We start from the raw sequence: 26943 nt of genomic DNA on the forward strand, positions 1-26943 counted from the left end.
TCTAAGAGCATAACCAAACACTGTTCGAACAGCGCACTAAATTGCCGGAATCAAGTCCAACGCTCCACGCCAACCCACCATTGCGCGCTTTTTAACCAAGGCCCCCTAAAATGAAAAAAACACTCTTCATCCTCTCGACACTTGTCTTGCTCAGCGCCTGCGATAAAGAAGCCCCGGACACAAAAGTCGCCAATAAAGCCCCTCCGGCGTCTGTGCAAGCCACGCTGGTGCCGGAAACGTTGCCCACCGATAAATGGGTTGGCAAATGGGTTGGCGTAGAAGGCCTGAACCTGGCCATCACCAAGGACGATAGCATCGGGCGCGGGCATTACGTGCTGACCATGCAATACGGGCTAGACGCCGATGCCTCCGGGACCTTCAAGGGCGAGGCGGCCGATGATGGCATCACCTTTACTCGCCCGGACGGCCCACAGATCCTGCGTGCCGGCGACGGTGCAGCCACTGGCATGAAATGGCTGGCCGATAAAAAGGACTGCCTGGTGGTCAATACCGGCGAAGGCTATTGCCGCCAGTAACCTTGGGCTTTGATAGCGTCAGACAGCCGGACTGGCGCCAACCTGACTCACCAACAACACTGATCTGCACGCTCATCAAGAGGATTGCCACATGCTATGGAAAAAAGGCCGACGCAGCGACAACGTGGTGGATGCCCGCGATGGCGGCGGCGGTGGGGGCATGCGCTTTGGTGGCGGCAAGGGCTTGAGCCTCACGGCCATTGTGCTGATCGTCGGCATCGGCTGGCTGACCGGCCAGGACCCGATGCAGATCCTCGGCCAACTCAGCGGCCAGCTCACCGAGCAAGCGCCCTCAGTCAGCCCGCAAACGCGCCAGGCGCCGCCGGCCAATGACGAACAGGCCGACTTCGTCCGCGCCGTATTGGGCGATACCGAAGACACCTGGGCCCAGGTGTTCCAGGAAAACGGCCTGGCCTACAAGAATCCCAAATTGATCCTGTTCCGTGGCCGGGTGAACTCCGCCTGCGGTGGCGCCACGTCTGCCAGCGGTCCGTTCTATTGCCCGGCCGACCAGCAGGTCTACCTGGACCTGGACTTCTTCCGGGAAATGTCCCAGCGCTTCAAGGCTGCCGGCGACTTCGCCCAAGCCTACGTGATCGCTCACGAAGTCGGACACCATGTGCAGACCTTGCTGGGCATCTCGTCGAAGATCCAGGCCGCGCGGCAACAAGGCCGGCAGATGGAAGGCGACGGCGGCCTGCTGGTGCGCCAGGAGCTGCAAGCCGACTGCTTTGCCGGAGTATGGGCCAACCGGGCGCAGAAACGCCTGAACTGGCTGGAACCCGGCGACATCGAAGAAGCGCTGAACGCGGCCAATGCCATCGGCGATGACCGTTTGCAACAACAGGGCCAGGGCCGTGTAGTCCCTGACTCCTTCACCCACGGTACTTCGGCACAACGGGTCCGCTGGTTCAAGACCGGCTTTGCCCAGGGCCAGATCACTCAATGCGACACCTTCACGGCCAAGAGTCTTTAAATGAATAAACGATTGGGGTTGCTGCTGGGTTTGTTGATGACATGCACCTCCACCTGGGCCGCCGAACATGGGTTCAAGGTGATCAGCCCCGATCGGTTTCACCTGGATGCTGGCGACCTCAGTCTTGGCCTTAGCCAGGACTGGCGCCAGCCGCTGCCACAGGTGACTCGTGCACTGATCATCGTCCATGGTCGGCTGCGCAACGCCCAGACGTACCTGCAAAGCGCTGAAAAGGCCGCCGAGCATGCAGGACAAAGCGCCAACACCCTGGTGATTGCACCGCAGTTTCTCAATGAGTCCGACGTCAAGCGCAACCCACTGGACAACCAGGTCCTGCGCTGGCACGGCAATGACTGGATGGCCGGAGAGCCGTCGGTTGGCCCCTGCCACATCAGCTCCTACGGGGCGCTGGACCAGATCATCCAGCACTTGGGCAACCGCAAGCTGTTCCCGGCCCTGAAGGAAATCGTAGTGGCCGGGCATTCCGGCGGCGGCCAGGTAGTGCAGCGTTTTGCCTTGACCGGTCACGATCATCCGGCCCTGCAAAGCGCCGGAATCAGCCTGCGTTATGTGATCGCCAACCCAGCGTCCTACGCCTACTTCACGGCGCAACGCCCAGTGAAGTTCGACCCGGCCAGTTGCCCCGGTTTCAATGACTGGAAATACGGCATGCACAACCTGCCGGCCTACGCCAAAAGGCAACGTGCCAAGCAGTTGGAACAGACTTACGTGAAACGCAACATCACCTATCTGTTGGGCCAGAACGATACCGACCCCAACCACCCGGCGCTGGACAAGAGCTGCGCCGCCGAGACCCAGGGCGCGTACCGCCTGATTCGCGGGCACAATTATTTCGACTACCTCAAGCAGCGCCACCCACAGTTGGGTCACACGCTGATTGAAGTGCCTGGGGTGGGGCATAACGGGGATGGGATGTTTACGTCGCCTGAGGGGCAGGCGGTGTTGTTCAGGTAGGAGCAGTCAGGCCTTAATCATCCGGCGCAAAACTCCACAATCCTCGGCATGCCAATCCGCCAATTCTGGCCACGGGTTATCCGGCAGGTTGACCAGCACGGTCCTGGTCCCTGCCGCACGACCGCAATCCAGGTCGAAGCGGTAATCGCCCACCATCACCATCTCGCCGGGAGATACGTCCCAGGCCTCGGCCAGTTTCAACAAGCCGCCTGGATCGGGCTTGGGCGGTGCATCATCACGGCCCAGCACATCTTCCACGGCAAAGCAGTCCGCCAAGCCGATGGCTTGCAACGTCACATGGGCCAACTCACGGGCATTGCGAGTCAGGATGCCCAGACGACAACCCCGTTCAGCCAATTCCCGTACCAGCTCCACTGCACCCTCGGCCGCCACCGAACCGAGCGCCAACTCCCGCTCGTGCTCCAGCAACCAGGCGTGCTTGGCGGCCGCGATATCAGCCGGCAACGCCGCCAGGTGAGTAAGGATGTCTTCGGTCGCAGGAATACCCAACGCCACACGGATCGCCGCAAAGTCATGCACCGCGACCGTAAGGGTGCCGTCCATGTCGAACACCCAATGCTTAACCTCAGCCAGGCTCATGCCCAATCCTTGCGATGACGAATCAGACCTTCCTGTGTCACCGACGCCACCAACTGGCCGGCACGGTTGTACACGCTGCCACGGGAGAAGCCTCGAGAATTGCCGGCCCACGGGCTATCCATGGCGTAAAGCAACCAGTCATCAGCACGCAGGTCGGCGTGGAACCACAGCGCATGGTCGAGACTGGCGACTTGCATGTCTTTCTGCCACACCGTTTTACCGTGGGGCAGCAACGAAGTGGTCAGCAGGCCAAAGTCCGAGGCATAGGCCAGCAGGTATTTGTGCAGCGCCGGCGAATCGGCCAGGGCGCCGTCGGCGCGAAACCACACGTACTTGATCGGGTCGCAGGGCTGCGGGTTATAGGGGTCTTTCTCGGTCACCGGCCGCACTTCGATGGGCTTGGGGCACAGCAACTTCTCGCGCATGTGTTCGGGGATCAGGTGCGCGCGCTGCTGGGTCAACTCCAGCTCCGAGGGCAAATTTTCCGGGCCAACCACCACGGGCATCGACGTCTGGTGCTCGAAGCCTTCTTCGTCGTACTGGAACGAGGCGCTGGCAGTGAAGATCGGGTTGCCCTTCTGGATCGCCGTCACCCGGCGCGTACTGAAGCTGCCACCATCACGCACCCGGTCGACCTGGTAGACCACCGGTAACGACGCATCTCCAGGACGCAGGAAATAGCCGTGCAGGGAATGCACATGCCGCGCTTCTTCAACAGTCTGGCTGGCGGCCGACAGCGATTGGCCCAGCACTTGGCCGCCGAACAGCTGGCGAAAGCCCAGGTCCTGGCTGCGGCCGCGAAAGAGGTTCTCCTCGATCTGTTCCAGGGTCAGCAAGTCGACCAGATCTTCCAACACTTGGCTCATTCAAACTCTCCTCACACAGAGCAATTCCGCGCAGTCTTGGCTGCGGCGGTCGATAACATTCAGCATCGGGCGGCCTGCTTATCCATGCAGCGTATCCAACCATTGGGCGCGGGTGATGCGGTACAACACATGATGACGCAGCAGATCATCGGCTGCGACCTTGGGGTGCTCAAAATCCGCCGAGCGATCGTACTGCATGCCGATGGCTTGCATGACTTTCTGTGACGGCAAATTGGCCTGGGTGGTGAAAGCGACAATCTCATCGAGCTTCAGCCGGTCGAAACCACAGCGCAACGCCGTCCAGGCCGCTTCGCTGGCATAGCCCAGGCCCCAATGTTCGCGGGCCAGGCGCCAGCCGATCTCCACTGCTGGGGTGAAGTTGGCGTCAAAGCCGACATTCAACAACCCGGTAAGGCCGATAAATTCGCCACTGTCCTTGCGCTGCAACGCCCACAGGCCAAAGCCATACTCGGCAAAATGGCCACGAATGCGCCCGATCAGCGCGGCGCTTTCCAGGCGGCTCAAGGTAGCCGGAAAATAGCGCATCACCTGCGGGTCGGCGCACATGCGCGCAAACTCCGGCAAATCGGCGTCGCTCCATTGGCGCAACACCAGACGTGCACTTTCCAACTCCAGTATCGGCTCCATCGCTCCCCTCCCTTGCCATGTGCGTAAGTGTAACGCGCTGGTAAGATCCGTCGCTGGTTCCCGTCAGAAAATGCCATGCCTTTGCCACTGATCTACCACGACGACTACAGCCCAGAGTTCCCGGCGGACCACCGCTTTCCCATGGATAAATTCCGCCTGCTGCGCGATCACTTGGTGGACAGCGGCCTGACCCTGGACAGCCAATTGCTGCGCCCCGAACTGTGCCCTCCCGAGATCCTCGCCCTGGCCCATGAACCTGGGTATATCGAACGTTACATGAGCGGCGAGTTGTCCCGCGAAGACCAACGACGCCTCGGCCTACCCTGGAGCGAAGCCCTCGCCCGGCGTACCGTGCGCGCGGTGGGCGGCTCGCTGCTGGCCACCGAACAAGCCCTGGAACACGGGCTGGCCTGTCATCTGGCGGGTGGCACTCACCACGCCCATTACGATTACCCGGCAGGCTTTTGCATCTTCAATGACCTGGCGGTGATCAGCCGTTACCTGCTGGAAAGTGGCCGAGTGAGCCGAGTATTGATCTTCGACTGCGACGTGCACCAGGGCGACGGCACCGCCCGTATCCTGCACGACACTCCAGACGCGATCACCGTGTCCCTGCACTGTGAAAAAAACTTCCCGGCGCGCAAGGCCCATAGCGATTGGGATATCCCGCTGCCCATGGGAATGGGCGATAGCGACTACCTCAAAGTGGTCGACGATGCCCTCAACTATCTGCTGCCCCTCTACCAACCCGACCTTGTTCTGTACGACGCCGGCGTCGATGTGCACAAGGACGACGCCCTCGGTTACCTCAAGCTGACAGACCAAGGCGTAGCTGCCCGCGATGAAAGCGTGATGCGCCATTGCCTTGGCCGCGACATCCCGGTGGTCGGCGTAATTGGCGGTGGCTACAGCAAGGATCGCCCTGCCCTGGCCCGCCGCCACGGCATTTTGCACCACAGTGCCCAGCGGGTGTGGACGTCATCAGGCTGTCATTGAGATGTGCTCGTTACCCACAATGCCTGTGGAACTGCCTGTGGATAACCTGAGTGAAAGCGTCTGTAAGCGAGAAAACCCATAGCCTGCAGGAAACTGTACGTTTTTTGATCAGGCAGTATTGCTGTCCTCGGGTAGAATGCTCGGCTTACTTCGCCGAACCGCAGTCACTCCCATGCCTCAGACCCAAACCCAGTCTCCACACGTCATCATCATCGGCGGCGGCCCTGCCGGGCTGATGGCTGCCGAAGTGCTGAGCCAGGCCGGGGTCAAGGTCGATCTGTATGACGGTATGCCGTCGGTGGGCCGCAAGTTCCTGCTGGCGGGCGTGGGCGGCATGAACATCACCCATTCCGAGGCCTACCCGGCATTTTTGTCCCGCTATGCCGAACGGGCACCGCATATGGCGCCATTGCTGCGTCAGTTCGGTGCCGAGGCCTTGTGTGAATGGATTCATGGGTTGGGCATTCAAACCTTTGTCGGCAGTTCTGGCCGGGTATTTCCTACCGACATGAAAGCCGCCCCGCTGCTGCGGGCCTGGCTCAAGCGTTTGCGCGACAACGGGGTAGTTATCCACACCCGCCATCGCTGGCTGGGCTGGAATCCCGACGGCAGCCTGCTTATCCACAGCCCCGAGGGCGACCAAAACCTGCGCAGTAACGCGGTGCTGCTGGCTCTGGGCGGCGGCAGCTGGTCGCGGCTGGGCTCTGACGGTGCGTGGCTCAAGCTGCTGGAAGATAAAGGCATCCCCTACACACCCTTGCAACCGAGCAACTGCGGTTTCGAGGTGTCCGCCTGGAGCGAGTTGATGGTCAGCAAATTCGCTGGTTCGCCGTTGAAAAACGTCGCCATCGGGCTGGCGGATGACAAGCCTCGCCTTGGGGAATGCGTGATCACCGCCACAGGTATCGAAGGCAGCCTGATCTACGCGCTGTCGGCACCAATTCGTGAGGCGATCAATCACGATGGCTCAGCCTCGGTGCATATCGATCTGCTGCCGAGCAAGCCGTTGGACAAGGTCCAGGCGGCACTGGCCAAGCCTCGTGGGTCACGGTCGATGAGCAAGCACTTGCACAGCCAACTCGGGCTGGACGGGGTGAAAGCCGCGCTATTACGCGAGCTGGCAGCCGCCGAGCAGTTTGCCGATCCAGCGCAGCTGGCGCTCGCCATCAAGGCGCTGCCCCTGACACTGGTGAAAACCCGGCCCATAGACGAAGCCATCAGCACCGCTGGCGGTGTGCCATTTGAAGTGCTGGATGAACGGCTGATGCTCAAGCAACTGCCAGGAGTATTTTGCGCAGGGGAAATGCTGGACTGGGAAGCGCCGACGGGCGGCTATCTGCTGACGGGGTGTTTTGCCAGTGGGCGGGCGGCTGGGCGGGGTATTTTGGAGTGGTTGAAGGCTAGCTGATTACTTGCCCCCGTTGGGCTGCGAAGCAGCCCCATTAAGCTCACCGCCGCGTGTCAGATAAATCCCGGAGCATTTTTTAGGGCTGCTGCGCAGCCCAACGGGGGCAAGCCCCCTCGTCACAGGACCTTACTTCTTCTTACGCGGCCCGGTATTAAACGCAGGCACCTTGCGCACCGGCTTGAGCGAAGGCGGCGCCACCGACACTTCCCCACTCTCCACCCACTTGCCCAGGTTGCGTTTGCTGCCACCGGACGTATTGGGTTTCTTCGGCTTTTTCGGTTTCTTCACCACTTGGCCACTGGCATCGGTATCCGGCACGCGGTGCTCTGGCTCGAAGTCTTGCTCCATGTGGCGAGTCAGGGTCTGGCGAGTCAACATCTCGATGGCCGACAGCATGTTCACTTCATCGGCACACACCAGGGAAATCGCCTCACCGGTGTTGCCCGCACGACCGGTACGGCCGATGCGGTGGATGTAATCCTCGGCAACGATTGGCAGGTCAAAGTTGACCACCATCGGCAAGTCTTCAATATCCAGGCCCCGGGCCGCCACGTCGGTGGCCACCAGGATCTGCACTTCGCTGGCCTTGAAGCGGTCCAGCGCACGCTGGCGGGTTGCCTGAGGCTTGTCGCCATGGATACCGTCGGCGTTGATGCCCAGGCCCTGGAGTTTTTCCACCAACTCGTCCACGCCTTTGCGGGTCTTGGCGAACACCAGCACCTGCTTCCACTTGCCCTTGCGCATCAAATGCACGAACAACTCAGCCTTGCGCTTCTTGTCCACCGGCACCACCCATTGCTTGACAGTGTTGGCGGCGACGTTGCGCGGGCTGACTTCGATGCTCAGCGGGTCGTTGAGCATCTGCCCAGCCAGCAGGCGGATATCATCGGAGAAGGTCGCGGAAAACAGCAGGGTCTGGCGCTTTTTCGGCAGCACGCGGTAGATGTTCGACAGTTCTTCGGAGAAGCCCAGGTCGAGCATGCGGTCGGCTTCATCCAGCACCAGGGTTTGCAACTGGCTGAACTTCAGCGCTTTCTGGCGGAACAAGTCCAGCAAGCGGCCCGGCGTGGCCACCAGCACGTCGACACCTTTGCGCAGCTTCATCATTTGCGGGTTGATGCTGACGCCGCCGTACACCGCGTAAGTGCTCAGCGGCAGGTTTTCTGCGTACTGTGCAACGCTTGCATGAACCTGCTCGGCCAGCTCGCGGGTTGGCACCAGGATCAGAGCGCGCACCGAGTTGGCGCTGACTTTTGGTCCTTCCATCGCCAGCAACTGCAACAGCGGTACCGCGAAACCGGCAGTCTTACCGGTGCCGGTCTGGGCTGCGGCCATCAGGTCGCGTCCGGCCAGCACCGCCGGAATGGCTTGCGCCTGCACCGGCGTCGGGGTCTGGTAGCCAAGCGTCTCAAGGGCGCGCAGCAAGGGTTCGATCAGGCCAAGGGTGGCGAAAGTCATGGAAGTACCGTAGGAAAAAGTCAGAGCAAGGTCGCAATGCGCCGCAGTTTACCCTAAATCCAGTTTGGGCCTACGCCACTGTGGCAGGCTGATCAGCAGCACGGCGCTGATGATCACTAACATTGCCAAAGCCTCTTCCATACCGATGGTCTCGCCGACAAACACAATCCCCAGCAACACCGCTACCGCAGGGTTGACGTAGGCATAGCTGGTGGCGGCAGCCGGACGCACGTTTTTCAACAGGTACATATAGGCGTTGAAGGCGATGATCGAGCCGAACACGGTCAAGTAAGCCAGGGCCAGCCAACCTTCCACCGGCGGTATCGCTTCCAGGTGTTCGCCCTTGAGCGCGCTACCGATCAACAGCACCACCCCGGCGATCAGCATTTCGGCCGCGCTGGCCATGCCGCCCTGGGGCAGCGGCAAGTGCTTGCTCCACACCGAACCGAAAGCCCAAGCGGCCGCAGCGAAAATCAACAAGGCGGCGCCGCTCGGACTCGATTGCAGGTTCGAGCCCATGTTGAGCATGGCGATGCCAATAATCCCCAGCGCCACCCCGGCCCACTCCAGACGGGTATTACGCGCGCCCCAGAAATAACCGCAGAGCAGAGTAAACAAAGGCACCGTCGCCACCGCCAGCGCCGCGACCCCGGAGGTCACGCCCGAGTGCTCGGCGACACTGACCGCGCCGTTGCCGAAGGTCAGCAGCAAGATGCCGATCTTGCCGGCAGCCTTCCACTGTACCCAGGTCGGTGCTGGCACCCCACGCCAGCGCAAAAAGCCATACATCAAGGCGCCCGCCGTGACGAAACGAATCCCGGCCAGCAACAGCGGCGGCCAGTACTCAACACCGATACGAATCACCAGGTAGGTAGAACCCCAGATCACATACAACGCAAAAAAAGCGGCAATCAACGGTAAGGGAAAGCGACGTGGGCCAGGCATGGGGCAGCTCTAAGGCAGGGCAAGGGAGGTTTATTCTAAAAAAGCCGGGCATTAAACATAAGTTACAAAACCTGTTTAAAGCGCCCATACACTTTTCAAAGCATGGTTATCAGCGCTATAAACCATGCTTTCGAAAGCCACGCCTTACCAGAGCCTTATCATGGACAGATACGACCGCATGCTCCTCAGCGCCCTGCTGGAGGATGGCCGCGCCACCTACGCGCAACTGGCCCGCACCGTAAACCTCTCCGCCCCCGCCGTCGCCGAGCGCGTGGCCAAGCTGGAAGCCAGTGGCGTGATCACCGGCTACCAGGCCAAGGTCGACCTGTCCAAGGTGGGCCTGCCGATCCAATGTGTGATCGAACTGCGCTTGACCAACCACGGCAGCCAAAAGGTCTACGACGCCCTGGGCAAAATCCCCGAACTGACCGAATGCCACCGCGTCACCGGCGACCCGTGCGTGATCATGCAAGCGGCGGTGGGCTCGATGCCAGAGCTGGAAAACCTGATCAACCGCATCGCCCAATTCGGCTTCAGCAAGACGTCGATCATCCTGTCCAGCGCGATAGAGCGGCGGGTACCGTTGGGGCAGTTGGAAGGAAATGGGAAGAATGGGGGCTGAGCAGTAAAGATCGCCAGTGCGGCCTACGTAGCTTCGCCAAGGCTCGACAACTGCGACCAACTCCTGCCCTCGAAGGTGGCCAGTAACCTCACCGCAGTGTTTAAAACCCGCGATGCTTCTTCAAATGCTCACCCATCTTCGCCGCTGGTACTTTCTGCAGGCTGCACAGCAGATCATGGGACAGCTCCCGCAACCCGTGCTTGCCGCGCAGTTCCTCGGCCAGGTAAGTGGTGAGGTTCGCCGCCATTTCCGCATCGGCCATGGCCCGGTGAGCCTTGCCGGTGTGGGGCAATTGGGCGAAGGAGGTCAAGGTGCCGAGCTTATGGTTCGGCGCCGCTGGCATCAGGCGGCGGGCCAACAGCAGGGAGCAGGCGAAGTTTTGCAGGCGAGTGCGTTTGATCAAGCCCAGTTCGTAGTCCCAGAATCGTTTGTCGAACGAGGCGTTGTGAGCCAGCAACGGCGTGATACCGACGAACTCATTGACCTCGTTCATCACCTGCTCGGCCGATGGCGCAGTGCGTAGCATGGCGTTGCTGATGCCGGTCAGTTGCTCGATAAAGCCTGGCACGCGCACGCCGGCGTTCATCAGGCTCTGGTAGCGGTCCACGATCTGGCCCCGCTCCAGGATGACCACGGCAATTTCCGTGGCCCGGCAGTAGCTGCTTGGGGTAATGCCGGTGGTTTCAAAGTCGATGACCGCTATACGTTCCAAACCTGTTCCAACTCCGTCAAAAAATCAGTTTCAGCTATTTGAGCAACAACGCGCCTTCAATCGGCACGTAGCGGCTGGCGGCGCGTATCAATGAGTTGGCCGTCAGCCCCGGCACGCCGTAGGCCACGGCTTCGACGCCGTGCTTGTTGATGATGCGGTCCAGCAGCATATCGAAATCGCCATCGCCGGAGGCCAGCACCACTTCGTCGACATGGGCGGCGGCGTCCATAATATCGATGGTGATGCCCACATCCCAATCGCCTTTGGCCGAGCCATCGCTGCGTTGGATGTAGGGCTTGAGCTTCACGGTGAAACCGAGGTTGCGCAGGATCTGCTGAAATTGCTGCTGCTTGCTGTCGCCACGGTCGATGGCATAGGCGTACGCCTCGACGATCTGGCCGCGCTGGCTGATGTCAGCCCACAGGGCGGCGTAGTTGAAGTGACAGCCGTACGCTTGGCGCACGGTGTAATAGAGGTTTTGCACATCGGCGAACACTGCAATTTTTTTCACCGAAAATCCTCATGACACCAACATGGACCCCAGACTCAAAGGCCCGGAAAGGCGGTCAGTATGCCAGTCAGCAGGCAGTTTCCGAGAAAAATCAGTCCGAGGCGACGAAGCGCCCCGCATTAGTGTGCGTCAGACGAAAGAATCGTCGTCGCCAAAGGAGGAGGAATCGTCGGAATAACCGCTGTCGGCGAAACCATCCGAATCGTTGCCATCGCTGTCGTTGCCAGCGAAGCGCTGTTCATCATTGCCGCTGTCGCTCGCGGGCGCGGGCTCTTCACGAACAATTTCTTCCACCACCTGCGGTTGCTGGTTATGGCTGAACAGGCTGCTGATGCCTTGGGCCAGCATCACACCACCGGCCACGCCGGCGGCGGTTTTCAGTGCGCCGCCGAGAAAGCCACCGCCCATGGGCGCCGCTTGCTGGGGCTGTTGATAGTTCTGCTGCGCGGTGGCGAAGTTCTGTTGTGGCGCCGGTTGGCTATTAAATCCCGGGCGCGTCGGTTCACGCCAGCCGCCGCCCGAAGATGCCGGAGCACTCTGTGCCGGTTGCGGGTCACGGGAACCGCCACCGAAGATGCTCGACAGGAAGCCGCCGCTGCTCTGTGCCGTCGGCGCCGTCTGGGCCTTGGCCCGTTGCAGTTCCTCCTGCAATTGCTGGACCTGTTGCGCCTGCTGCTTGTTCTGCGCGTGGAGGCTCTTGATGGCAGCCTCTTGCACCAGAATCGCCTGGGTCATGAAATACCCGGCGGCGGGTTGGCGAGTGATGTGCTCCTTGATCCGCGCTTCTGCCTGGGCGTCGCGGGGGGCTGAGTCCGTTTCGGCTTGCTGCAACCGTGAAAACAGTCCATCAATCAGGGTTTGCTCTTCGCTGTTCATGACGTCCTCGTTAGATTGCCGGTAGAAATCTTCGCCCTACCCGATGGGGCATGGCACTACCTAGTAATGGAGCGGCCTGGGAAGGTTTCAATGGTCTTTACTCAAGGTTTACGTTTGCCGGTGATCGGTTAAAGTGTCCCCCTGCTTTTTCGGCCTGTGATGACCCTGATGAATCCGTTAAACGTGCTGCGTGACTCTTTCTTTTTTTTCCAGCGTAACCTGGGCGCCATCGTTCAGTTGTGCCTACCGCTGGTGATTCTGGAGGCCCTGCTGCAACAGGTGCTCGATCACTCGCTGGGGCCTGACGCATTCCCCGGCTACAGCGTGGTGGTCGGGTTGCTGGTGTACCCGCTGTACACGGCGGCACTGATTTTGTTCCTCGACGCCCGCAGCCGTGGCGAATCGCCGCGAACCCTGGACGTGCTGGCCATGGCCCTGTCCCTATGGCCGCGCTTTGCGCTGTTGACGGCCTTGAGTACGCTGCTGATTCTGCTGGGCCTGTCCATGTACTTCCTGCCGGGGTTGTGGCTGATGGTCACCCTGGCCTTCGCCGAATATTTGCTGGTGCTGCGCGGGATGCCGGCGCTGGCGGCGATGAAGGAAAGCTTTCGCCTGACCCGTGGGCATTTCCTGCTCATTCTGGTCTGCCTGCTGTGTGTGATGACCCCGCTGTGGCTGCTCAAGGGCGCCAGCGTGGCGGTCTACCCAGACCCGCAAAACCCGATGCTGGCGGTGCTGATCGACAGCGCCCACAGCTTCCTGCAGTTGTTTACCAGCGTGGTGCTGTTTCGCTTGTTTATGTTGATCGGTGGCGACGCCGACGCGCAATGACATGAGCCCTTGGGCTCTCGTGCAGCTCTCGGTTATGCTCCGTGCCTGTCCTGGAACGCCATAAGCCGAGCCGATGACCCGTTTACTGCGTATCACCCTGCTGGGCCTGCTGATCCTGGCGGGCCTGCTGACAGCCTTGATTTACAGCCTAACCTGGCGCCCCGGCGACAAGGAAACATTGCCCGTTCGCTGCGTCGCACCCCGCGCGCCGACGCTGCTACCGGGCCAGGCAATCAAGGTAATGACCTGGAACGTGCAATACCTGGCCGGCAAGCGCTATGTATTCTGGTATGACACTCCAGACGGCAGCGGCCCGGACGACCGCCCCACCGTCGAAGACATGGCGTTCAGCCTCGACGAAGTGGCACGGGTGATCCGTGACGAACAACCGGACATCCTGCTGTTGCAGGAGCTGGACGAAGGCGCCAAGCCCTCTCACTATCAAGACCAGTTGACCCTGCTCCAGGAACGCCTCGTCGACCTCTATCCCTGCAGCGTCCAGGCCTTCGACTGGAAGGCCGACTTTGTCCCGGACCTGCATATTTTCGGCAGCGTTGGCCGCAAACTGGTGACCCTCAGTCGCTACCAGATCGAACACGCCGAACGCCTGCAATTACCCGTGGCATCAGCCAACCTGATCAGCCGTCAATTCCAGCCCAAGCCGGCACTGTTGTTGAGCTATCTGCCGTTGAACGACGGTGGCCAGTTGGCAGTGCTCAATACTCGGCTGGACAGCACCGCCCCTGGGCACCGCGTCGTGCAGGATCAAGTGCAGGTAACGGTCAAACTGCTGGATAAACTCGAAAGCCGCGGCACGTCGTGGTTGATTGGCGGCGACTTCAATTTACTGCCCCTGGGGCAATTCCTGCGTCTGGATGCGGGTAAACGTGGGCAATACTCACCGGACAGTGAGCTGCATCTGTTGTGGGAAAAGTACCCAATGATCCCCAGCAACAGCGAATCCAGTGGCATTGATCGCGCCAAGTGGCTGACCCACGTTCCCAATGACCCAAGCGTGGATGGGCCGGATCGCACGCTCGACTATCTGTTCTACAGCTCGCGAATTAAACGGGTAAATGCCCATGTGCGGCAGGACGATACGTTACGCATCTCCAATCATCTGCCGGTGATCGGGCGATTTCTGTTGCCGGCGGCGCAGTAACATTACTTTCTCGGTTTGATCCGCGCCGTCGCCTGCGCCACCAGCGGGTCATCCGGCCAATAATGCTTGGGATACCGCCCTTTCAAATCCTTCTTCACCTCGGCATAAGTACTACGCCAGAAGTTCGCCAGGTCCTGAGTCACCTGCACCGGCCTTCGCGCTGGCGACAACAGGTGCAACTTAACCACTTGCCGCCCGCCCGCAATACGCGGGGTGTCGGCCAACCCGAACAACTCCTGCAACCGCACTGCCAGGATCGGTGGTTGCTCGCTGTAGTCCAAACGCACTGATGAGCCCGATGGCACTTTCAGATGATGGGGCGCCAGTTCGTCCAGGCGTTGCGGCAACGGCCAGGGCAGAAGATTGTGGAGGAAGCTGGATACATCCAGATTGGCAAAATGGCTCAGGCGCGAGACCTTGCCCAGGTATGGCATCAACCAATGCTCCAGGCTGGCAAGCAAGGCGCTGTCGCTGACATCGGGCCACTCACTGACCTTACCGTCGTCCAGGTGGCGCAGCAGCATCACCCGCGCCTGCCACTGGCGCAGCTCCGGGGTCCAGGGCAGTAGCTCCAGGCCCTTGCGCCGCACCAGGTTGACCAGCGCTTGGCTGCGAGCGGCTTCGTCCAGACCGGTCAGCGGCTCACGGCTGAGCACCAGTTCGCCAACCTTGCGCTGGCGTTCGGCGCGCAGCACACCTTCGCGCTCATCCCAATCCAATTGATCGACGCAGCGCACCTGTTCGGCCAATACCGAATCGAACAACGCCGGATCGAAGTCCGCCGCCAGGTAAATCCGCTCTTCACGCTGGCCCTGGCGACTGCCCAGATCGGCAATCACCAGCCACGGCTGTTTCATCAGGCTGTCGGCTTCGGCAAACAGCGCGGCGCGGCCATTGGCCAGGCGGTATTCGGCACCGCCGGCGCGACGTTGTTGAGCGACGCGATCCGGGTAAGCCAGGGCCAGCAAGGCGCCGAGCCAGCGCGGATGCTCGGGGTCGGCGACCGCTTGTTCGGCCTTGCCGCGCAAGTAACCGCGATATTGCCGCGCCAACTGCTTGGCACGCTGCACGCCGCCTTGAGTGCCACGGGCCCGTTCTTCGCCAGACAACAACGCCAGGCGACTGTGCAAATCCGCCCCGGCACCGCGCAAGATATCGCGCTCGCCCAACAGCGCCGCCACATCACAGGCCATGTTTGCCAGCCCCAGATCCTGACCGCGCAACAGCAGATGAGCGATGCGTGGATGAGCCGGCAACCCGGCCATTTTCTGGCCATGGGCCGTCAACGTGTTTTCACTCAATGCCCCGAGACGTTCAAGCAAATCCTGGGCCTGTGCATAAGCGGCAGTCGGTGGTACGTCGAGCCAGACCAACTGCGCGGGCATCACGCCCCAGCGCGCCAATTGCAGGGCCAATCCAGACAAGTCCGCCTGAAGGATTTCTGCACTGGCATACGCCGCCAACGCTTCGTGCTGATCCTGGGACCACAGCCGATAACACACGCCTGGTTCCAACCGCCCTGCCCGACCGGCGCGCTGGGTGGCGCTGGCACGGGAAATACGCTGGGTGTCCAGGCGCGTCATGCCGCTGCCCGGATCGAAGCGAGGCACCCGCGCCAGCCCCGCGTCAATTACTACCCGCACACCATTGATGGTCAGGCTGGTCTCGGCGATGTTGGTGGCCAGTACCACCTTGCGCTTGCCAGGTGGCGCCGGGTCGATGGCCGACCGCTGCGCCGCCAGGTCCAGTTCGCCATGCAGCGGGCATAGCAACACGTCGCCGCGATCACCCAAGGCGTCGGCCAACTGTTGATTGACCCGCCGAATCTCCGCCTGCCCCGGCAGGAACACCAGCACACTGCCGGTTTCGTCATTCAGGGCTTCGAGGATGGCCTGCACCAGCCGCGGCTCGATAAATTCACCGGGCTGGAAGGGGCGACCCCAGCGCATTTGCACCGGGTACATGCGTCCTTCGCTGCGCAGGATCGGGGCGTCGTCCAGCAGAGCAGCCAGGCGTTCGCCTTCCAGGGTGGCGGACATCAGCAAAATTTTCAGCGGCTGCTCGTCGCGAAACAAGTCGCGGCCATTGAGGCTCAAGGCCAGCGCCAGGTCAGCGTCGAGACTGCGTTCGTGGAATTCATCGAAGATCAGCAGGCCTACGCCTTCCAGCGCCGGGTCGTCCTGCAAGCGGCGGGTGAGGATGCCTTCGGTGACCACTTCGATGCGGGTGTTGGGGCCGACTTTACTGTCCAGGCGGATGCGGTAGCCGACAGTTTCACCGACTTTTTCACCCAACTCGCTGGCCAGCCGTTCGGCTGCCGCACGCGCCGCCAGGCGCCGCGGTTCAAGCATCAGAATGGTTTGCCCGGCCAGCCAGGTCTCATTTAACAGCGCCAACGGCACCCGCGTGGTTTTACCGGCGCCGGGTGGTGCTTCGAGCACGGCTTCATGACGCGTCGCCAAGGCTTCACGCAGGGCGGGTAAAACATCATCGATTGGCAACGAATTCATACTGGCTCCAAAGCAGAGCGGCGAGTATAACGGCGAACGGCCGGGTGTCGGTGGCGGTCTCATCGACGCTGCCCCTTCACTTGGAGCGAGGGGGACGACCAGTTCTTGCTCGCGAAAAACGCGAGAGCGCCGCGCACATTCAGGCGGCACGCGTTATCGTTACGTCCAGCGCTTATTCAGGAGAGTTCCATGCGTATTGCTTCCCGTGTCATCGGCGGTGTTCTGGCCGCCACCCTGCTGAGCCAGTTGACGGCCTGCGGTTCGATTTTCTACCCCGACCGCCGTGGCCAGATCGACGGCAAGATCGACCCGGCGATTGCCGTGCTCGATGCAGTCGGCCTGCTGTTCTACGTGATCCCCGGCCTGATCGCCTTCGGTATCGACTTCGCCACCGGCGCCATCTACCTGGAGCCAGGCAAGACCGCCCAAGTAGCGCCTGAAAAACTTCAGGAAGCCATTGGCGCCGACGGCAAAGTTGATAACGCCAAGCTGCAAACCATCATCCAGACTGAACTGGGCCGCCACCTGCCACTGACCGACCCGCGCCTGATCCAGTTCAAGGGCAGCGTTGAACAACTGGCCATGCTTGGCCTGCAACCCGCCGCCTGAAGGATTTGATCAACTTATGACCAGCAGTCCCGAACACGCCCGGCTGTTGCGCCTGGCTACCCGCGCCTCAGTCGGTGTGGCCTGTGTGCTGATTATCACCAAAGCCATCGCCTGGTGGCTGAGCGGTTCGGTGAGCATGCTCGCCGGGCTGACGGACTCGCTGCTCGATGGCGTGACCTCGCTGCTCAACTTGCTGGCGGTGCATTACGCCTTGCGCCCAGCCGATGACGATCACCGTTATGGCCATGGCAAGGCCGAATCTCTTTCCGGCATGGCCCAGGCGCTGTTTATTGCGGGCAGTGCGGTGCTGATCGCCTTTCAGGCCTTCGCACGCTTGCAGCATCCGGAGCCGGTGGGCGCGCCATGGCTAAGCATTGCGGTGATTCTTCTTTCCCTGGCGCTGACGGTAGCGTTGCTGATTCTGCAACACCGGGTGATTCGCGATACCGGTTCGAATGCGGTGCGCGCCGATTCGCTGCATTACCGCTCCGACTTGCTGCTCAACGGCAGCATCCTCGTGGCGCTGGTACTGGCTGGGTTTGGCTTTCATCAAGTGGACGCCTGGTTTGGCCTGGGCATCGCCGCCTATATTTTGTGGAGTGCGATCCAGATCGCCCGGGAAAGCTTCGCGGTGCTGATGGATGAGGAACTGCCTGCGAACGTCAGCCAGCACATGCTGGAGCTGGCCTGCAGCGTGCCAGGCGTACTCGGTGCCCATGACTTGCGCACGCGGATTTCCGGCAGCCACTGGTTTGTGCAGCTGCATCTGGAATTGCCGGGAGAGTTGACTCTGACAGTGGCCCACGGCATCAGCGACCAGGCCGCCGATGCCATCCATCAAGCCTACCCACGGGCCGAAGTACTGGTGCACGCCGATCCACAGGAAGTGGTGACGGATGCCAAGGCCTAGTAGGTCACCTGATAGCCGCGACTGCTCAGGCAGTTGCCCTGGGCCTGGCGATAGGTTTGCACCACCGCAGGCGCCGGAGCATAGGTGACGGTACGAGGGTCGAAGCCGCTCTGTTGCACGGCCCAGCGATAACAATCGTAGCCATCCTGCTGCACCTGTTCCGGCGTTTGGCCGTTGCCGGGATACGCAACCACATCATAACCGTTGCCCTGTGGCGCCGGCTGCGGTGGCAGGCTCGCCACTGGCGGTTGCACCACTACGTACTGCTGGCTGCTGGTCTCGTAGGTGTAATAGGCACCGGCGGCAAGGAAAAACAGCGCACTGCCAACCCACACTTCCCGCGCATAGTCCGGCAGGTAATGCACCCGTATCCCGTACGGCGGCGTCACTATTATGTAGCGCGGGCCTTGCGGACGGTACCAGTAACCACCGGAGAAAAAGTAATCCTGGCCACGATAGGGCACGCGGTAGTTGCGGTCGGGGAACCGATCCACCATGTAGCCGGGACGATGTTGCGGCCCAGGGCCCCAACCGTTGCCATGCCCATCGGGACGGCCCGGCCAGCGGTTGTCATTGGAGTGGCCGTTGTAGCCAGGCCGTGAGCCGGGGCCGCCAGCTTCCCAATGCTGGTTACCGTCGTTGCGCCGGGGAATGTCACGGTCGCTGCCGGGCCGGGGTTGCTGGGTTTGGCGCACCGAGTCAGGACGTCCCTGGATCGGGAAGTTGTTGCCCGGCTGAGGTGCTGGCCGAGGCTGCTCATTGCCTTGAGGACGGCCTTGCCCCTGACCATTCTGACCTCCACGGTCAAAATGCTGGTTCTGGGGGCGCGGCTGATTATTTTCCGGGCGAGGTGTGTTGTTCTCAGGACGTGGCTGATTGTTGCCCGGCCGCCCGCCTTCCTGGCCTCGCTCATGTTGCCCCCCGCCACCGCCCTGCGGGCCTTGCCCCTGGCGCGGTGAATTATCTCGCTCGTCGGCCATGACCTGCGCGCCAACGGTGACCAACAGCAAACCAACACCTGCCAAACGCCAGACGCGCTTCATGCTATTCCTCACTGCGGATTAGGGCCTGTAGATGAGACTGAAAAAGCCCCGCCCGGTTCTGCAACAGGTTATCAGTCACGAGAACAATTTTCGCCAGCACACATAAAAAGGGGCGACCCGTCGGTCGCCCCTTGAGAACTTCGTCCTGGCTCAACGCTTTTGACGTTGGCTCATCTCACGCCGTCTTGTGGACAGTGTGCAGCCCGGGGGCCGGGACAACCCTGTGGGGTTGGCGGCCGCAGCTGGCCTGATTCGGCGGGCTGCAGTGGACTCTATGTCCGGGCAGTGATTCTGTTGGTAATCATAGGCCTGAGACTCCGACAGATGATTGCGAAGATTGCGTCAATAAACATCGCTTGCGCAATTTTTAACCCTGGATAGATAATTAACCGCAATAGTTATGACAAAGGCCAGCCCCATGAGCAAACTTGACCGATACGACCTGAGTATTTTGGCGGAATTGCAGCGCGACGCGAGGATCTCCAACCAGGAGTTGGCCGAGCGTATCGGACTGTCGCCTTCGCCCTGCTCACGGCGGGTCAAGCAGCTGGAAGACGACGGCTACATTGCCCGCCAGGTCGCCTTGCTGGACCGCAAGATGCTCGGGCTGAGCCTGACGGCCTACGTACTGATCGGCATGGACCGACACACACCCGAACGTTTCGAGAACTTCGAAGCGGCCATCCGCACCTTGCCCCAAGTACTGGAATGCAGCCTGGTGACCGGGATGGATGCCGACTATCAGTTGAAGGTGGTGGTGCCGGATATGGATCATTATCAGAAACTGCTGCTGGGGCATTTGACCCGAATTGAAGGCGTCACCAGCGTGCGGTCGAGCTTTGTGTTGAATCAGGTATTGAACAGCACCGAGTTGCCGCTGACCCACCTGCGCACCTAAGGCCAGCTCCCACATTGACCGCGTCTTAGCCTGCGGCAGACCGACGCAGGTCAACATTGAGCGTGTTGCCCTGGCGTATACTCGCCGCCCTGCCCCTGCTGGAGATGTTCGATGGACTCCATCGATCCTGTGCTGTTTGAAGAATGGATGATGACCGGCCTGGTCACGATCCTGATCATTTTCATGGGCTTTATCGTCTGGGACCTGGCGAAGAAATCCAAGGCCGGGCGCTTTGGTTCTTTCATCCTCTTCTTCGTGCTGGGCCTGGGTGTTGCCGCGTTCATCATCAAAAGCGTGGTGATCGGCCTGATCGAGTCCGGCGTTTTATAAGCGCGCGGGCACTTCTTTCCATTGGCCTTGATCAAGGCCTTCGATAGACCAGTCCCCAATACGCACCCGTACCAGGCGCAAGGTCGGCAAACCGACCGCAGCCGTCATGCGCCGCACCTGACGGTTACGCCCCTCACGAATCACCAGCTCCAGCCAATGAGTCGGCACGCTCTTGCGAAAGCGCACGGGCGGGTTGCGTGGCCACAGTTGCGGCTCATCCAGTTGCCGGACCTCAGCGGGCAAGGTCATGCCATCGTTCAGCTCAACGCCGTCGCGCAGACGTTGCAGTTGTGCCTCTGTCGGCTCGCCCTCCACCTGCACCCAATAGGTTTTCGCCAGTTTGTGCCTGGGATCAGCAATTCGCGCCTGCAACTGGCCGTCATTGGTGAGTAACAACAGGCCTTCACTGTCACGGTCCAGACGCCCCGCGGGGTAGATGCCGGGGATGTCGATGAAGTCCTTGAGGGTCGCCCGCCCTTCTGCGTCGCTGAACTGCGTCAGCACATCGAACGGTTTATTGAACAGGATCAACTTCGGCTCAGCCGGTGGCGCCTTGGCAACACGGCGCGGGGCTGACGAGGTTTGCGGGCTTTTCACGCCAGGGCGGCGGGAAATGGGACGGGCAGGACGGGACATGGCAAGGGAACATCTAACGGTCAGGACCGACAATGCTAGTGGCCTGACCGTTAAATAACCATCCCAACCGTTTAGCGGAACGGCGGCTCGTCGAAGCTGCGCAATTTGCGCGAGTGCAACGAGTTGAGTTCGGTGCGCAACAGATCCACCGCCTCGATGCCGATTTTCAAGTGCTGGCTGACCGCTCGCTCATAGAACGCGTTGGCCGAACCCGGCAACTTGATCTCACTGTGCAACGGTTTGTCCGAGACACACAGCAAGGTGCCGTAAGGCACCCGCAGACGATAGCCTTGCGCCGCGATAGTGCCGCTCTCCATGTCCACCGCTACGGCGCGGGACAGGTTGATCAGCGGCCGTTCCTGAGCCCAGCGCAACTCCCAGTTACGGTCGTCGTAGGTCAGCACGGTGCCGGTGCGCAGGCGTTTTTTCAGTTCTTCGCCCTTCTCGCCGGTCACGTTGGCCGCTGCTTGCTGCAAGGCCATCTGCACTTCGGCCAGGGCCGGGATCGGAATATTCGGCGGCACTACCCGATCGAGAATCCCGTCGCGACGCATATAAGCATGCGCCAGCACGTAGTCGCCGATGGTCTGGGATTGGCGCAAGCCGCCGCAGTGGCCGATCATCAGCCAACAATGAGGGCGCAACACCGCCAAGTGATCGGTGATGTTCTTGGCGTTGGACGGGCCGACACCGATGTTGACCAGGGTCACGCCGTGGCCGTCGCTGGCCATCAAGTGGTAGGCCGGCATCTGGTAACGGTGCCAGACCACGCCAGCGGCAATGGCCGACGCTTCGCCATGGTCCATGCTTTTTTCGATGATCACGTTACCCGGCAGTACCATGCGGATAAACCGTGGATCGCTGCGCAGCTTCTCCAGACCATGGACGATAAACTGGTCAACATAACGGTGATAGTTGGTCAGCAGAATCCACGGCTGCACATGCCGCCAGTCGCTCCCGGTGTAATGCACCAGGCGACGCAGGGAGAAGTCGACACGGGCCGCGTCGAACAGTGCCAGGGGCAACGGATCGGTATTTTCCCAGTCGTAAAGGCCATCAGCGATGCCATCGGTGGCCGCCGACAGGTCAGTGCTGGGAAATACCCGCGCCAGGGTGGCGGCGGTTACGCCGGAACCGGCCAGTTCGTCGCCCTGCTCCACCACATACGGATACGGAATGTTTTGCTGGCTGACACCGACTTCCACCGTCACGGTGAAGTCATGCATCAGCGGCACCAGTTGCTCCAGCAGATACTTACGGAACGCCGCCGGATGGGTGACGGTAACGCTGTAGGTACCCGGCAACTGGACCTTGGCGTAGGCCCGGGTAGTTTGTGGGACTTCGCCGTGGCAGTGGTAAGTCAGGCGCAGTTCCGGATAACGAAACATCGCGCGTTGTTCGGCGTCGGGTTCGACGCGGTCTTTGAGGTACTGCTTGAGGGCTTGATTGAGCGTACCGGTAGCACGCTCATGAAGAGCCGCCAGCCGATCCACGGCCTCTTCGGCGGTTTGAACGACAACAAAAGCTTCGGTCACGGTAAGCATCCTGTGTTCTGACTTGCAGACCTTCATCTTGCCTGCATCGCTGTCAGACGGGAACCTTGGATTGGAGTGCAGTCAACCTTGTGGCGTAGATCGCGCGACAATACCTTCCACATCCACGCCGCGTGGCAAGGTGCCATACACCCGCCCCGACGATTCCCCCAATCGACTGGCAATAAACCCGTCACTAACACTGGTATTGCCCGCCTCCAGCAGCAACTTGGCCTGCAACGCCACGGCGATATCCTCGGTCAGTTGCCGAGCACGGTACTGAATATCCTGGGTATCCATAAACGCTGACTTGAGTTGCTCAATATGTCGGGCCAAGCGCTTGTCGCCATGGCCATCCTCCAACTCGACAAACAACGCCTCCAGCACACCTGGTTCTTTCGACAGGGCTCGCAGCACGTCCAGGCACTGCACATTGCCAGAACCTTCCCACGTCGAATTGACCGGCGCCTCACGGTACAGTCGGGGCAGGATGCTGTCCTCGACATACCCGGCACCGCCCATGCATTCGGCGGCTTCGTTGATCATTGCCGGCGCACGCTTGCAGATCCAATACTTGCCCACCGCCGTCACCAGCCGGGCGAATTTGGCTTCCTGCTCATCATCGAGATGATCCAGGGCCCTGCCCATGCGCATGCTCAGGGCCAGCGCCGCTTCGCTTTCCAGGGCCAGGTCGGCCAGCACGTTTTGCATCAGCGGTTGCTCACTAAGGACGCGGCCACCCACCCGCCGATGGGCACAATGATGGCTGGCCTGGGTCAGCGCCTGGCGCATCAACGCGCTGGAGCCGACCATGCAATCAAAGCGAGTCATGGAGACCATCTCGATAATGGTCGGCACGCCGCGCCCTTCCTCGCCGATCATCCACGCCAGCGCCCCGCGAAACTCCACTTCGCTGGAGGCATTGGAGCAGTTGCCGAGTTTGTTTTTCAGGCGCTGGATATAGAACTGGTTGCGCGTGTCATCCGGGCGGTGGCGCGGCAGCAGGAAACAGGTCAACCCCTTGTCGGTCTGGGCCAGGGTCAAAAAGGCGTCGCACATCGGCGCCGAACAAAACCACTTGTGACCCACCAGCTCATAGGCCTGGCCCGGGCCACCGGCACCCACCGGGTAAGCGCGGGTGGTGTTGGCGCGCACGTCGGTGCCACCTTGTTTTTCGGTCATGGCCATGCCGATCGTGGCTCCAGCCTTGTGGGCGATGCCGACATTACGGGGGTCGTATTGAGTGTTGAGGATTTTCGGCAGCCACGCGTCAGCCAAGTCCGGCTGCAAGCGCAGGGCCGGGACGCAGGCGAAGGTCATGGTCAGCGGGCAGCCGGTGCCGGCTTCGGCCTGGCTGTGCAGGTAAGTCATGGCGGCGCGGGCGACATGGGCACCGGCCTGCGGATGGGCCCAGGGCAGCGACGGCAGGCCATGTTCCACAGCCGTGCGCATTAGCTCATGGTAGGCCGGATGAAATTCCACCAGGTCAATACGATTGCCATAGCGGTCATGACTGCTAAAGACAGGCTTGTTCTGGTTGGCCAGAAACCCGGCCTCCATCAGCGGCCCACCCGCCAGCGCGCCGTAAGTATCGATCCGTTCCTGGGCCCAGCCCGCGCCGAAGCGCTGCGACCAGTCTTGCAGGGGCAAGTCGATACGATACAGGTTGGTACCGTCCAGGGACGGTGGCTGGTTGGTGACGTCGTGGGTTTCAGCGAACTGGTGCAGGTTCATGACGGGGCTCCTGGAAAAAGGCCGCGTCGATTGTTGCTGTTTGTAGGAGCTAGCTTGCTCGCGAAAAACCTGAGAGCAACGCGTTTATCCAGGATGCGCGCGTTATCGTTGAGGTTCTTCGCGAGCAAGCTCGCTCCTACAAGGGTGCATATCGATTAAGGCCGGAATTTCAGTTAAGCATCGTCTTGGCGCTTAAAAAAGTGGCATAAGCGCCTAATTGCCGGCGCTTTCACCCTCTAACGGACACAACAAGTAACGCTGCAACACCGCCTGCAACGCCTCAAAGCGCACCGGCTTGACCAACTGCTCGGTGATGCCAACGCCATGGCAATGCTCTCGCGCCAGGCTTTGCAGCGACGCGCTCAAGGCAATCACCGGCAGCTCGCTGCATCCGGGCAACGCACGAACCTGACAGCACAGAGAGAAACCATCCACCGGCACATCCAGCAGTACCGCGTCGAAGGTCTCGCCTTGCAACATTGCCAATGCCGCAGGCCCACTGTCGACCACCTTCACCCGGTAACCCAGCTTGAGCAACATGCCGCGCATCACCAACTGCGCCACGCTGTTGTCGTCCACCAGCAACACCGCGCAGTCCTGAGGCTCCCGATGTCGATCGGGCACACGGTTCGGCGAGGATGGTTCGGGCGGCACCGCAATGACCTCCAGCTCCAGTTGGAAACGGCTGCCGCGCCGGGGCTCGGAATGATGGGTCAGGCGCCCGCCAAGCAGTTCGATCAGTTGCCGGCAGATCGCCAGGCCGATGCCCAGGCCACCATATTCACGGGTCATCGAGCCGTCGAGCTGGAAGAAGCGCTGATACAGGGTGGCCTCGTCCAGATAAGCGAAGCCGATGCCGGTGTCGGTGACGATAAAGGTCAGGCGCAGTTTGCCCTCAGCATTGAGCAGCCCAACCACCCGCATGCGCACTGCACCTTCGCCGGTGAACTTGAAGGCATTGTCCAACAGGCATTCCAGGCATTGCGTCAGCTTGTCGGCGTCACCGTCCAGGCGATCGGGCAGTTCGTTCGCCACGTCGATGGAAAACTCCAGGCCCTTGCTCTGGGCGCTGGCCAGGAATTGCTGGCGCAAGGTATCGATCAACCCTCGCAGGCTGAACACCTGGCGCTGGGCACTGAGGCGGCCAGCTTGCAATTCGGTGAGGGTGAGGATGCCGTTGACCATGCGCATCATGTCTCGGGCAGAGCCGGCCGCGGTTTGCTGGTACTGCGCCAGCTCATCTTCCAAGGGCACGGTTTGCATCAATTCCAGGGAACCGATCACCCCGTTCATGGGTGTGCGCAGCTCGTGGGTCAGCGTGGCGAGGAATTCGTCTTTCAACCGATTGCTGTGGGCCAGTTGCTGGTTGAGCACCTCCAGCTTCTGGCTAGCATCGAAGAGAGTCTGTGACTGCTGCTCACGCATCGAGTTGATGCGGTCGGCCAGGGCCAGGGACAGCAGGGCAACTTCAATCGCCGAACCGATCTGACTGGCGTACATGGTCAGGAACACATTGGGCAGGTAGCCCAGCACCATCATTGTGTTGACCACCCCGCCGATCAGGAACGCCGACCAGGCGATGATGAAGTAGCGTGCCACCCGCTGGCCGCAGCACCAGGCCTTGATCCCGGCGATAAAGATAGTCACGGTAAAAATCAACGCCAGCCCGGTGGCCAGGCGCAGGGCTAGGGCGTAACTGGTCATCAGCGACAGCAACATCACCACCGCGCCACTGGCCACCATCGCCAGCAACAGGCGGTTAAGCCAGCGGCTGTAGACGGCGGTGTGCAGGAAACTGCGAGCAAACAGGCTGCCAAACAGCGCAGACGCACCGATCATGAATGGCGTCGCGGCATTCGCCCACCACGGATTGTTCGGCCAGAAATACTCCACTGCCGCACCATTCACCGAGAGCTGGTACATGCCGAACGAGGCAATATAGAAGATGTAGTAGAGGTAGCTGGTGTCGCGCACGCTCAGATAGATGAACAGGTTGTAGACCAGCATCCCCAGGAGCACGCCGTAGATCAGGCCCAATACATAGAGACGCAGCGGCTGTTCTTCCAGGTACGCGGTGCTTGACCAGAGGGTCAGCGGAGCCTGGATCGAGCCTTCGCTTTGCAGGCGCAGGTAGAGGTTTTTCTGCTCGCCGGGGGCGAAGTGGACGTTGAACAAGTAGTTGTTCTGGCGAATTTCGCGACCGCTGAAGGGCATGGCATCGCCGGTACGCCCCGCCAATCGATAGCCGCCAGCGCCGTCGGGCACGTACAGTTCAAGATGATCAAGGGGCGGATAGGCCAGCTCCAGCAGCCAGGTGCGCTGTGCGTCCGGATCCTTGGGCAAATAATGCAGGTTGACCTTGAGCCAGAACACCGAGCGCGAGTAGCCGGCATTTAGGGTGGTTTTGTCATGGGGTTTGAATCGACTGGCCATAGCCTGCGAGCTGACATCCGCAATGGCGACGGTGCCATTGGGGTCTTCAAGCACTTGCATGACTTGGCCCAGAGGAAGGCTTCGGGTGAGCTCATTGAACTCGACTGCGCTGGCCAGCATCGGCAGCCAGCTCAACAGTAACATCAGCAAATAGCGCATAGAGCCCCAGCGTGACCTGTCCGGTAT

General features: G+C 60.9%; 26 protein-coding genes. 12 read left to right on the forward strand and 14 right to left on the reverse strand.

All coding sequences use genetic code 11. The features are described from left to right. Window positions 1-110 precede the first annotated feature (110 nt). From AAEZ06_RS02190 to AAEZ06_RS02200, 3 genes are all read left to right on the forward strand, one after another. Window positions 111-536, forward strand: coding sequence for a hypothetical protein (locus tag AAEZ06_RS02190; RefSeq protein ID WP_350612665.1), 426 nt, complete (start codon window positions 111-113; stop codon window positions 534-536). Window positions 537-627: 91 nt separating this feature from the next. Beyond that, complete coding sequence (ypfJ, locus tag AAEZ06_RS02195) at window positions 628-1512, forward strand: KPN_02809 family neutral zinc metallopeptidase (protein WP_149410757.1); 885 nt, start codon at window positions 628-630, stop codon at window positions 1510-1512. After that, window positions 1513-2487 (forward strand): alpha/beta hydrolase, encoded by a 975-nt coding sequence (locus AAEZ06_RS02200; protein ID WP_350612668.1) that lies wholly within the window; start codon window positions 1513-1515, stop codon window positions 2485-2487. A 6-nt stretch (window positions 2488-2493) separates the two neighbouring features. Here AAEZ06_RS02200 and AAEZ06_RS02205 read toward each other — a convergent pair whose 3' ends face one another. The 3 genes from AAEZ06_RS02205 to AAEZ06_RS02215 form a co-directional block, all read right to left on the reverse strand. Next, window positions 2494-3087, reverse strand: a complete 594-nt coding sequence (locus tag AAEZ06_RS02205; protein WP_149410755.1) for an HAD family hydrolase — start codon at window positions 3085-3087, stop codon at window positions 2494-2496. Continuing rightward, window positions 3084-3953 (reverse strand): acyl-CoA thioesterase II, encoded by an 870-nt coding sequence (gene tesB / locus AAEZ06_RS02210; protein WP_133100027.1) that lies wholly within the window; start codon window positions 3951-3953, stop codon window positions 3084-3086. The genes AAEZ06_RS02205 and tesB overlap by 4 nt, the downstream gene beginning before the upstream one ends. A 78-nt stretch (window positions 3954-4031) precedes the next feature. Then, window positions 4032-4601 carry a GNAT family N-acetyltransferase gene (locus AAEZ06_RS02215; protein WP_350612670.1) on the reverse strand — a complete coding sequence of 190 codons (570 nt, stop codon included), beginning with the start codon at window positions 4599-4601 and terminating at the stop codon, window positions 4032-4034. Window positions 4602-4676: 75 nt separating this feature from the next. Between AAEZ06_RS02215 and AAEZ06_RS02220 the strand changes: the two genes are divergently transcribed. Together AAEZ06_RS02220 and AAEZ06_RS02225 are read left to right on the forward strand one after the other, a co-directional pair. After that, window positions 4677-5597 (forward strand): histone deacetylase family protein, encoded by a 921-nt coding sequence (locus tag AAEZ06_RS02220; protein WP_149410753.1) that lies wholly within the window; start codon window positions 4677-4679, stop codon window positions 5595-5597. Window positions 5598-5769: 172 nt separating this feature from the next. Then, a complete protein-coding gene (locus AAEZ06_RS02225) occupies window positions 5770-7005 on the forward strand; it encodes a TIGR03862 family flavoprotein (protein ID WP_350612672.1) in 1236 nt (411 codons plus the stop codon). Window positions 7006-7131: 126 nt separating this feature from the next. Here the strand turns inward: AAEZ06_RS02225 and rhlE1 are convergent, their stop codons facing one another. After that, complete coding sequence (gene rhlE1 / locus AAEZ06_RS02230; protein WP_350612674.1) at window positions 7132-8463, reverse strand: RNA helicase RhlE1; 1332 nt, start codon at window positions 8461-8463, stop codon at window positions 7132-7134. Between the two features lie 48 nt (window positions 8464-8511). After that, a complete protein-coding gene (yedA, locus tag AAEZ06_RS02235) occupies window positions 8512-9408 on the reverse strand; it encodes a drug/metabolite exporter YedA (RefSeq protein WP_149410750.1) in 897 nt (298 codons plus the stop codon). A gap of 160 nt (window positions 9409-9568) precedes the next feature. Between yedA and AAEZ06_RS02240 the strand changes: the two genes are divergently transcribed. Further along, complete coding sequence (locus tag AAEZ06_RS02240; protein WP_133100033.1) at window positions 9569-10030, forward strand: Lrp/AsnC family transcriptional regulator; 462 nt, start codon at window positions 9569-9571, stop codon at window positions 10028-10030. 100 nt (window positions 10031-10130) lie between these two features. Here AAEZ06_RS02240 and AAEZ06_RS02245 read toward each other — a convergent pair whose 3' ends face one another. The 3 genes from AAEZ06_RS02245 to AAEZ06_RS02255 form a co-directional block, all read right to left on the reverse strand. Further along, the gene (locus AAEZ06_RS02245) at window positions 10131-10742 is read right to left on the reverse strand and encodes a 3'-5' exonuclease (RefSeq protein ID WP_149410749.1); all 612 of its coding nucleotides are present in this window, start codon (window positions 10740-10742) and stop codon (window positions 10131-10133) included. A 34-nt stretch (window positions 10743-10776) separates the two neighbouring features. Continuing rightward, entirely contained in the window at window positions 10777-11253 is a 477-nt protein-coding gene (locus AAEZ06_RS02250) for an NYN domain-containing protein (RefSeq protein WP_017476223.1), read from the reverse strand. Window positions 11254-11382: 129 nt separating this feature from the next. Beyond that, complete coding sequence (locus AAEZ06_RS02255; protein WP_149410748.1) at window positions 11383-12129, reverse strand: DUF2076 domain-containing protein; 747 nt, start codon at window positions 12127-12129, stop codon at window positions 11383-11385. Window positions 12130-12297: 168 nt separating this feature from the next. Here AAEZ06_RS02255 and AAEZ06_RS02260 point away from each other — a divergent pair, with 168 nt between their 5' ends. Next, on the forward strand, window positions 12298-12960 hold the full coding sequence (locus AAEZ06_RS02260; RefSeq protein WP_149410747.1) for a YciC family protein: 663 nt from the start codon (window positions 12298-12300) through the stop codon (window positions 12958-12960). A 73-nt stretch (window positions 12961-13033) separates the two neighbouring features. Next, the gene (locus AAEZ06_RS02265; protein WP_149410746.1) at window positions 13034-14122 is read left to right on the forward strand and encodes an endonuclease/exonuclease/phosphatase family protein; all 1089 of its coding nucleotides are present in this window, start codon (window positions 13034-13036) and stop codon (window positions 14120-14122) included. A 2-nt stretch (window positions 14123-14124) separates the two neighbouring features. Here AAEZ06_RS02265 and hrpB read toward each other — a convergent pair whose 3' ends face one another. Next, a complete protein-coding gene (gene hrpB, locus AAEZ06_RS02270; RefSeq protein ID WP_350612679.1) occupies window positions 14125-16632 on the reverse strand; it encodes an ATP-dependent helicase HrpB in 2508 nt (835 codons plus the stop codon). A 189-nt stretch (window positions 16633-16821) separates the two neighbouring features. Between hrpB and pmcY the strand changes: the two genes are divergently transcribed. Continuing rightward, window positions 16822-17241, forward strand: a complete 420-nt coding sequence (gene pmcY / locus AAEZ06_RS02275; RefSeq protein WP_133100039.1) for a periplasmic Zn2+ metallochaperone PmcY — start codon at window positions 16822-16824, stop codon at window positions 17239-17241. A 16-nt stretch (window positions 17242-17257) separates the two neighbouring features. Next, window positions 17258-18151, forward strand: coding sequence for a cation diffusion facilitator family transporter (locus tag AAEZ06_RS02280; RefSeq protein ID WP_350612681.1), 894 nt, complete (start codon window positions 17258-17260; stop codon window positions 18149-18151). Here the strand turns inward: AAEZ06_RS02280 and AAEZ06_RS02285 are convergent. Next, window positions 18148-19194, reverse strand: coding sequence for a DUF6515 family protein (locus tag AAEZ06_RS02285; protein WP_149414728.1), 1047 nt, complete (start codon window positions 19192-19194; stop codon window positions 18148-18150). The genes AAEZ06_RS02280 and AAEZ06_RS02285 overlap by 4 nt on opposite strands. 418 nt (window positions 19195-19612) lie before the next feature. Here AAEZ06_RS02285 and AAEZ06_RS02290 point away from each other — a divergent pair, with 418 nt between their 5' ends. Further along, window positions 19613-20092: an Lrp/AsnC family transcriptional regulator gene (locus tag AAEZ06_RS02290; RefSeq protein ID WP_003194418.1), complete on the forward strand. Its 480-nt coding sequence runs from the start codon at window positions 19613-19615 to the stop codon at window positions 20090-20092. Between the two features lie 120 nt (window positions 20093-20212). Further along, complete coding sequence (locus AAEZ06_RS02295) at window positions 20213-20422, forward strand: DUF2788 domain-containing protein (RefSeq protein WP_133100109.1); 210 nt, start codon at window positions 20213-20215, stop codon at window positions 20420-20422. Here AAEZ06_RS02295 and AAEZ06_RS02300 read toward each other — a convergent pair. The 4 genes from AAEZ06_RS02300 to AAEZ06_RS02315 form a co-directional block, all read right to left on the reverse strand. Beyond that, window positions 20417-21058, reverse strand: coding sequence for a pseudouridine synthase (locus AAEZ06_RS02300; protein ID WP_149414729.1), 642 nt, complete (start codon window positions 21056-21058; stop codon window positions 20417-20419). The two genes, AAEZ06_RS02295 and AAEZ06_RS02300, sit on opposite strands and share 6 nt — an antisense overlap. 71 nt (window positions 21059-21129) lie before the next feature. Then, window positions 21130-22629 (reverse strand): AMP nucleosidase, encoded by a 1500-nt coding sequence (gene amn, locus AAEZ06_RS02305; protein ID WP_178114543.1) that lies wholly within the window; start codon window positions 22627-22629, stop codon window positions 21130-21132. 45 nt (window positions 22630-22674) lie between these two features. Continuing rightward, on the reverse strand, window positions 22675-24324 hold the full coding sequence (locus tag AAEZ06_RS02310; protein ID WP_149414731.1) for an acyl-CoA dehydrogenase family protein: 1650 nt from the start codon (window positions 24322-24324) through the stop codon (window positions 22675-22677). Window positions 24325-24537: 213 nt separating this feature from the next. Continuing rightward, complete coding sequence (locus AAEZ06_RS02315) at window positions 24538-26916, reverse strand: hybrid sensor histidine kinase/response regulator (protein WP_350612685.1); 2379 nt, start codon at window positions 26914-26916, stop codon at window positions 24538-24540. Between the last annotated feature and the right edge of the window lie 27 nt (window positions 26917-26943).

Origin of the sequence: Pseudomonas sp. HY7a-MNA-CIBAN-0227 (assembly GCF_040310325.1) — a bacterium.
Classification (GTDB): Bacteria; Pseudomonadota; Gammaproteobacteria; order Pseudomonadales; family Pseudomonadaceae; genus Aquipseudomonas.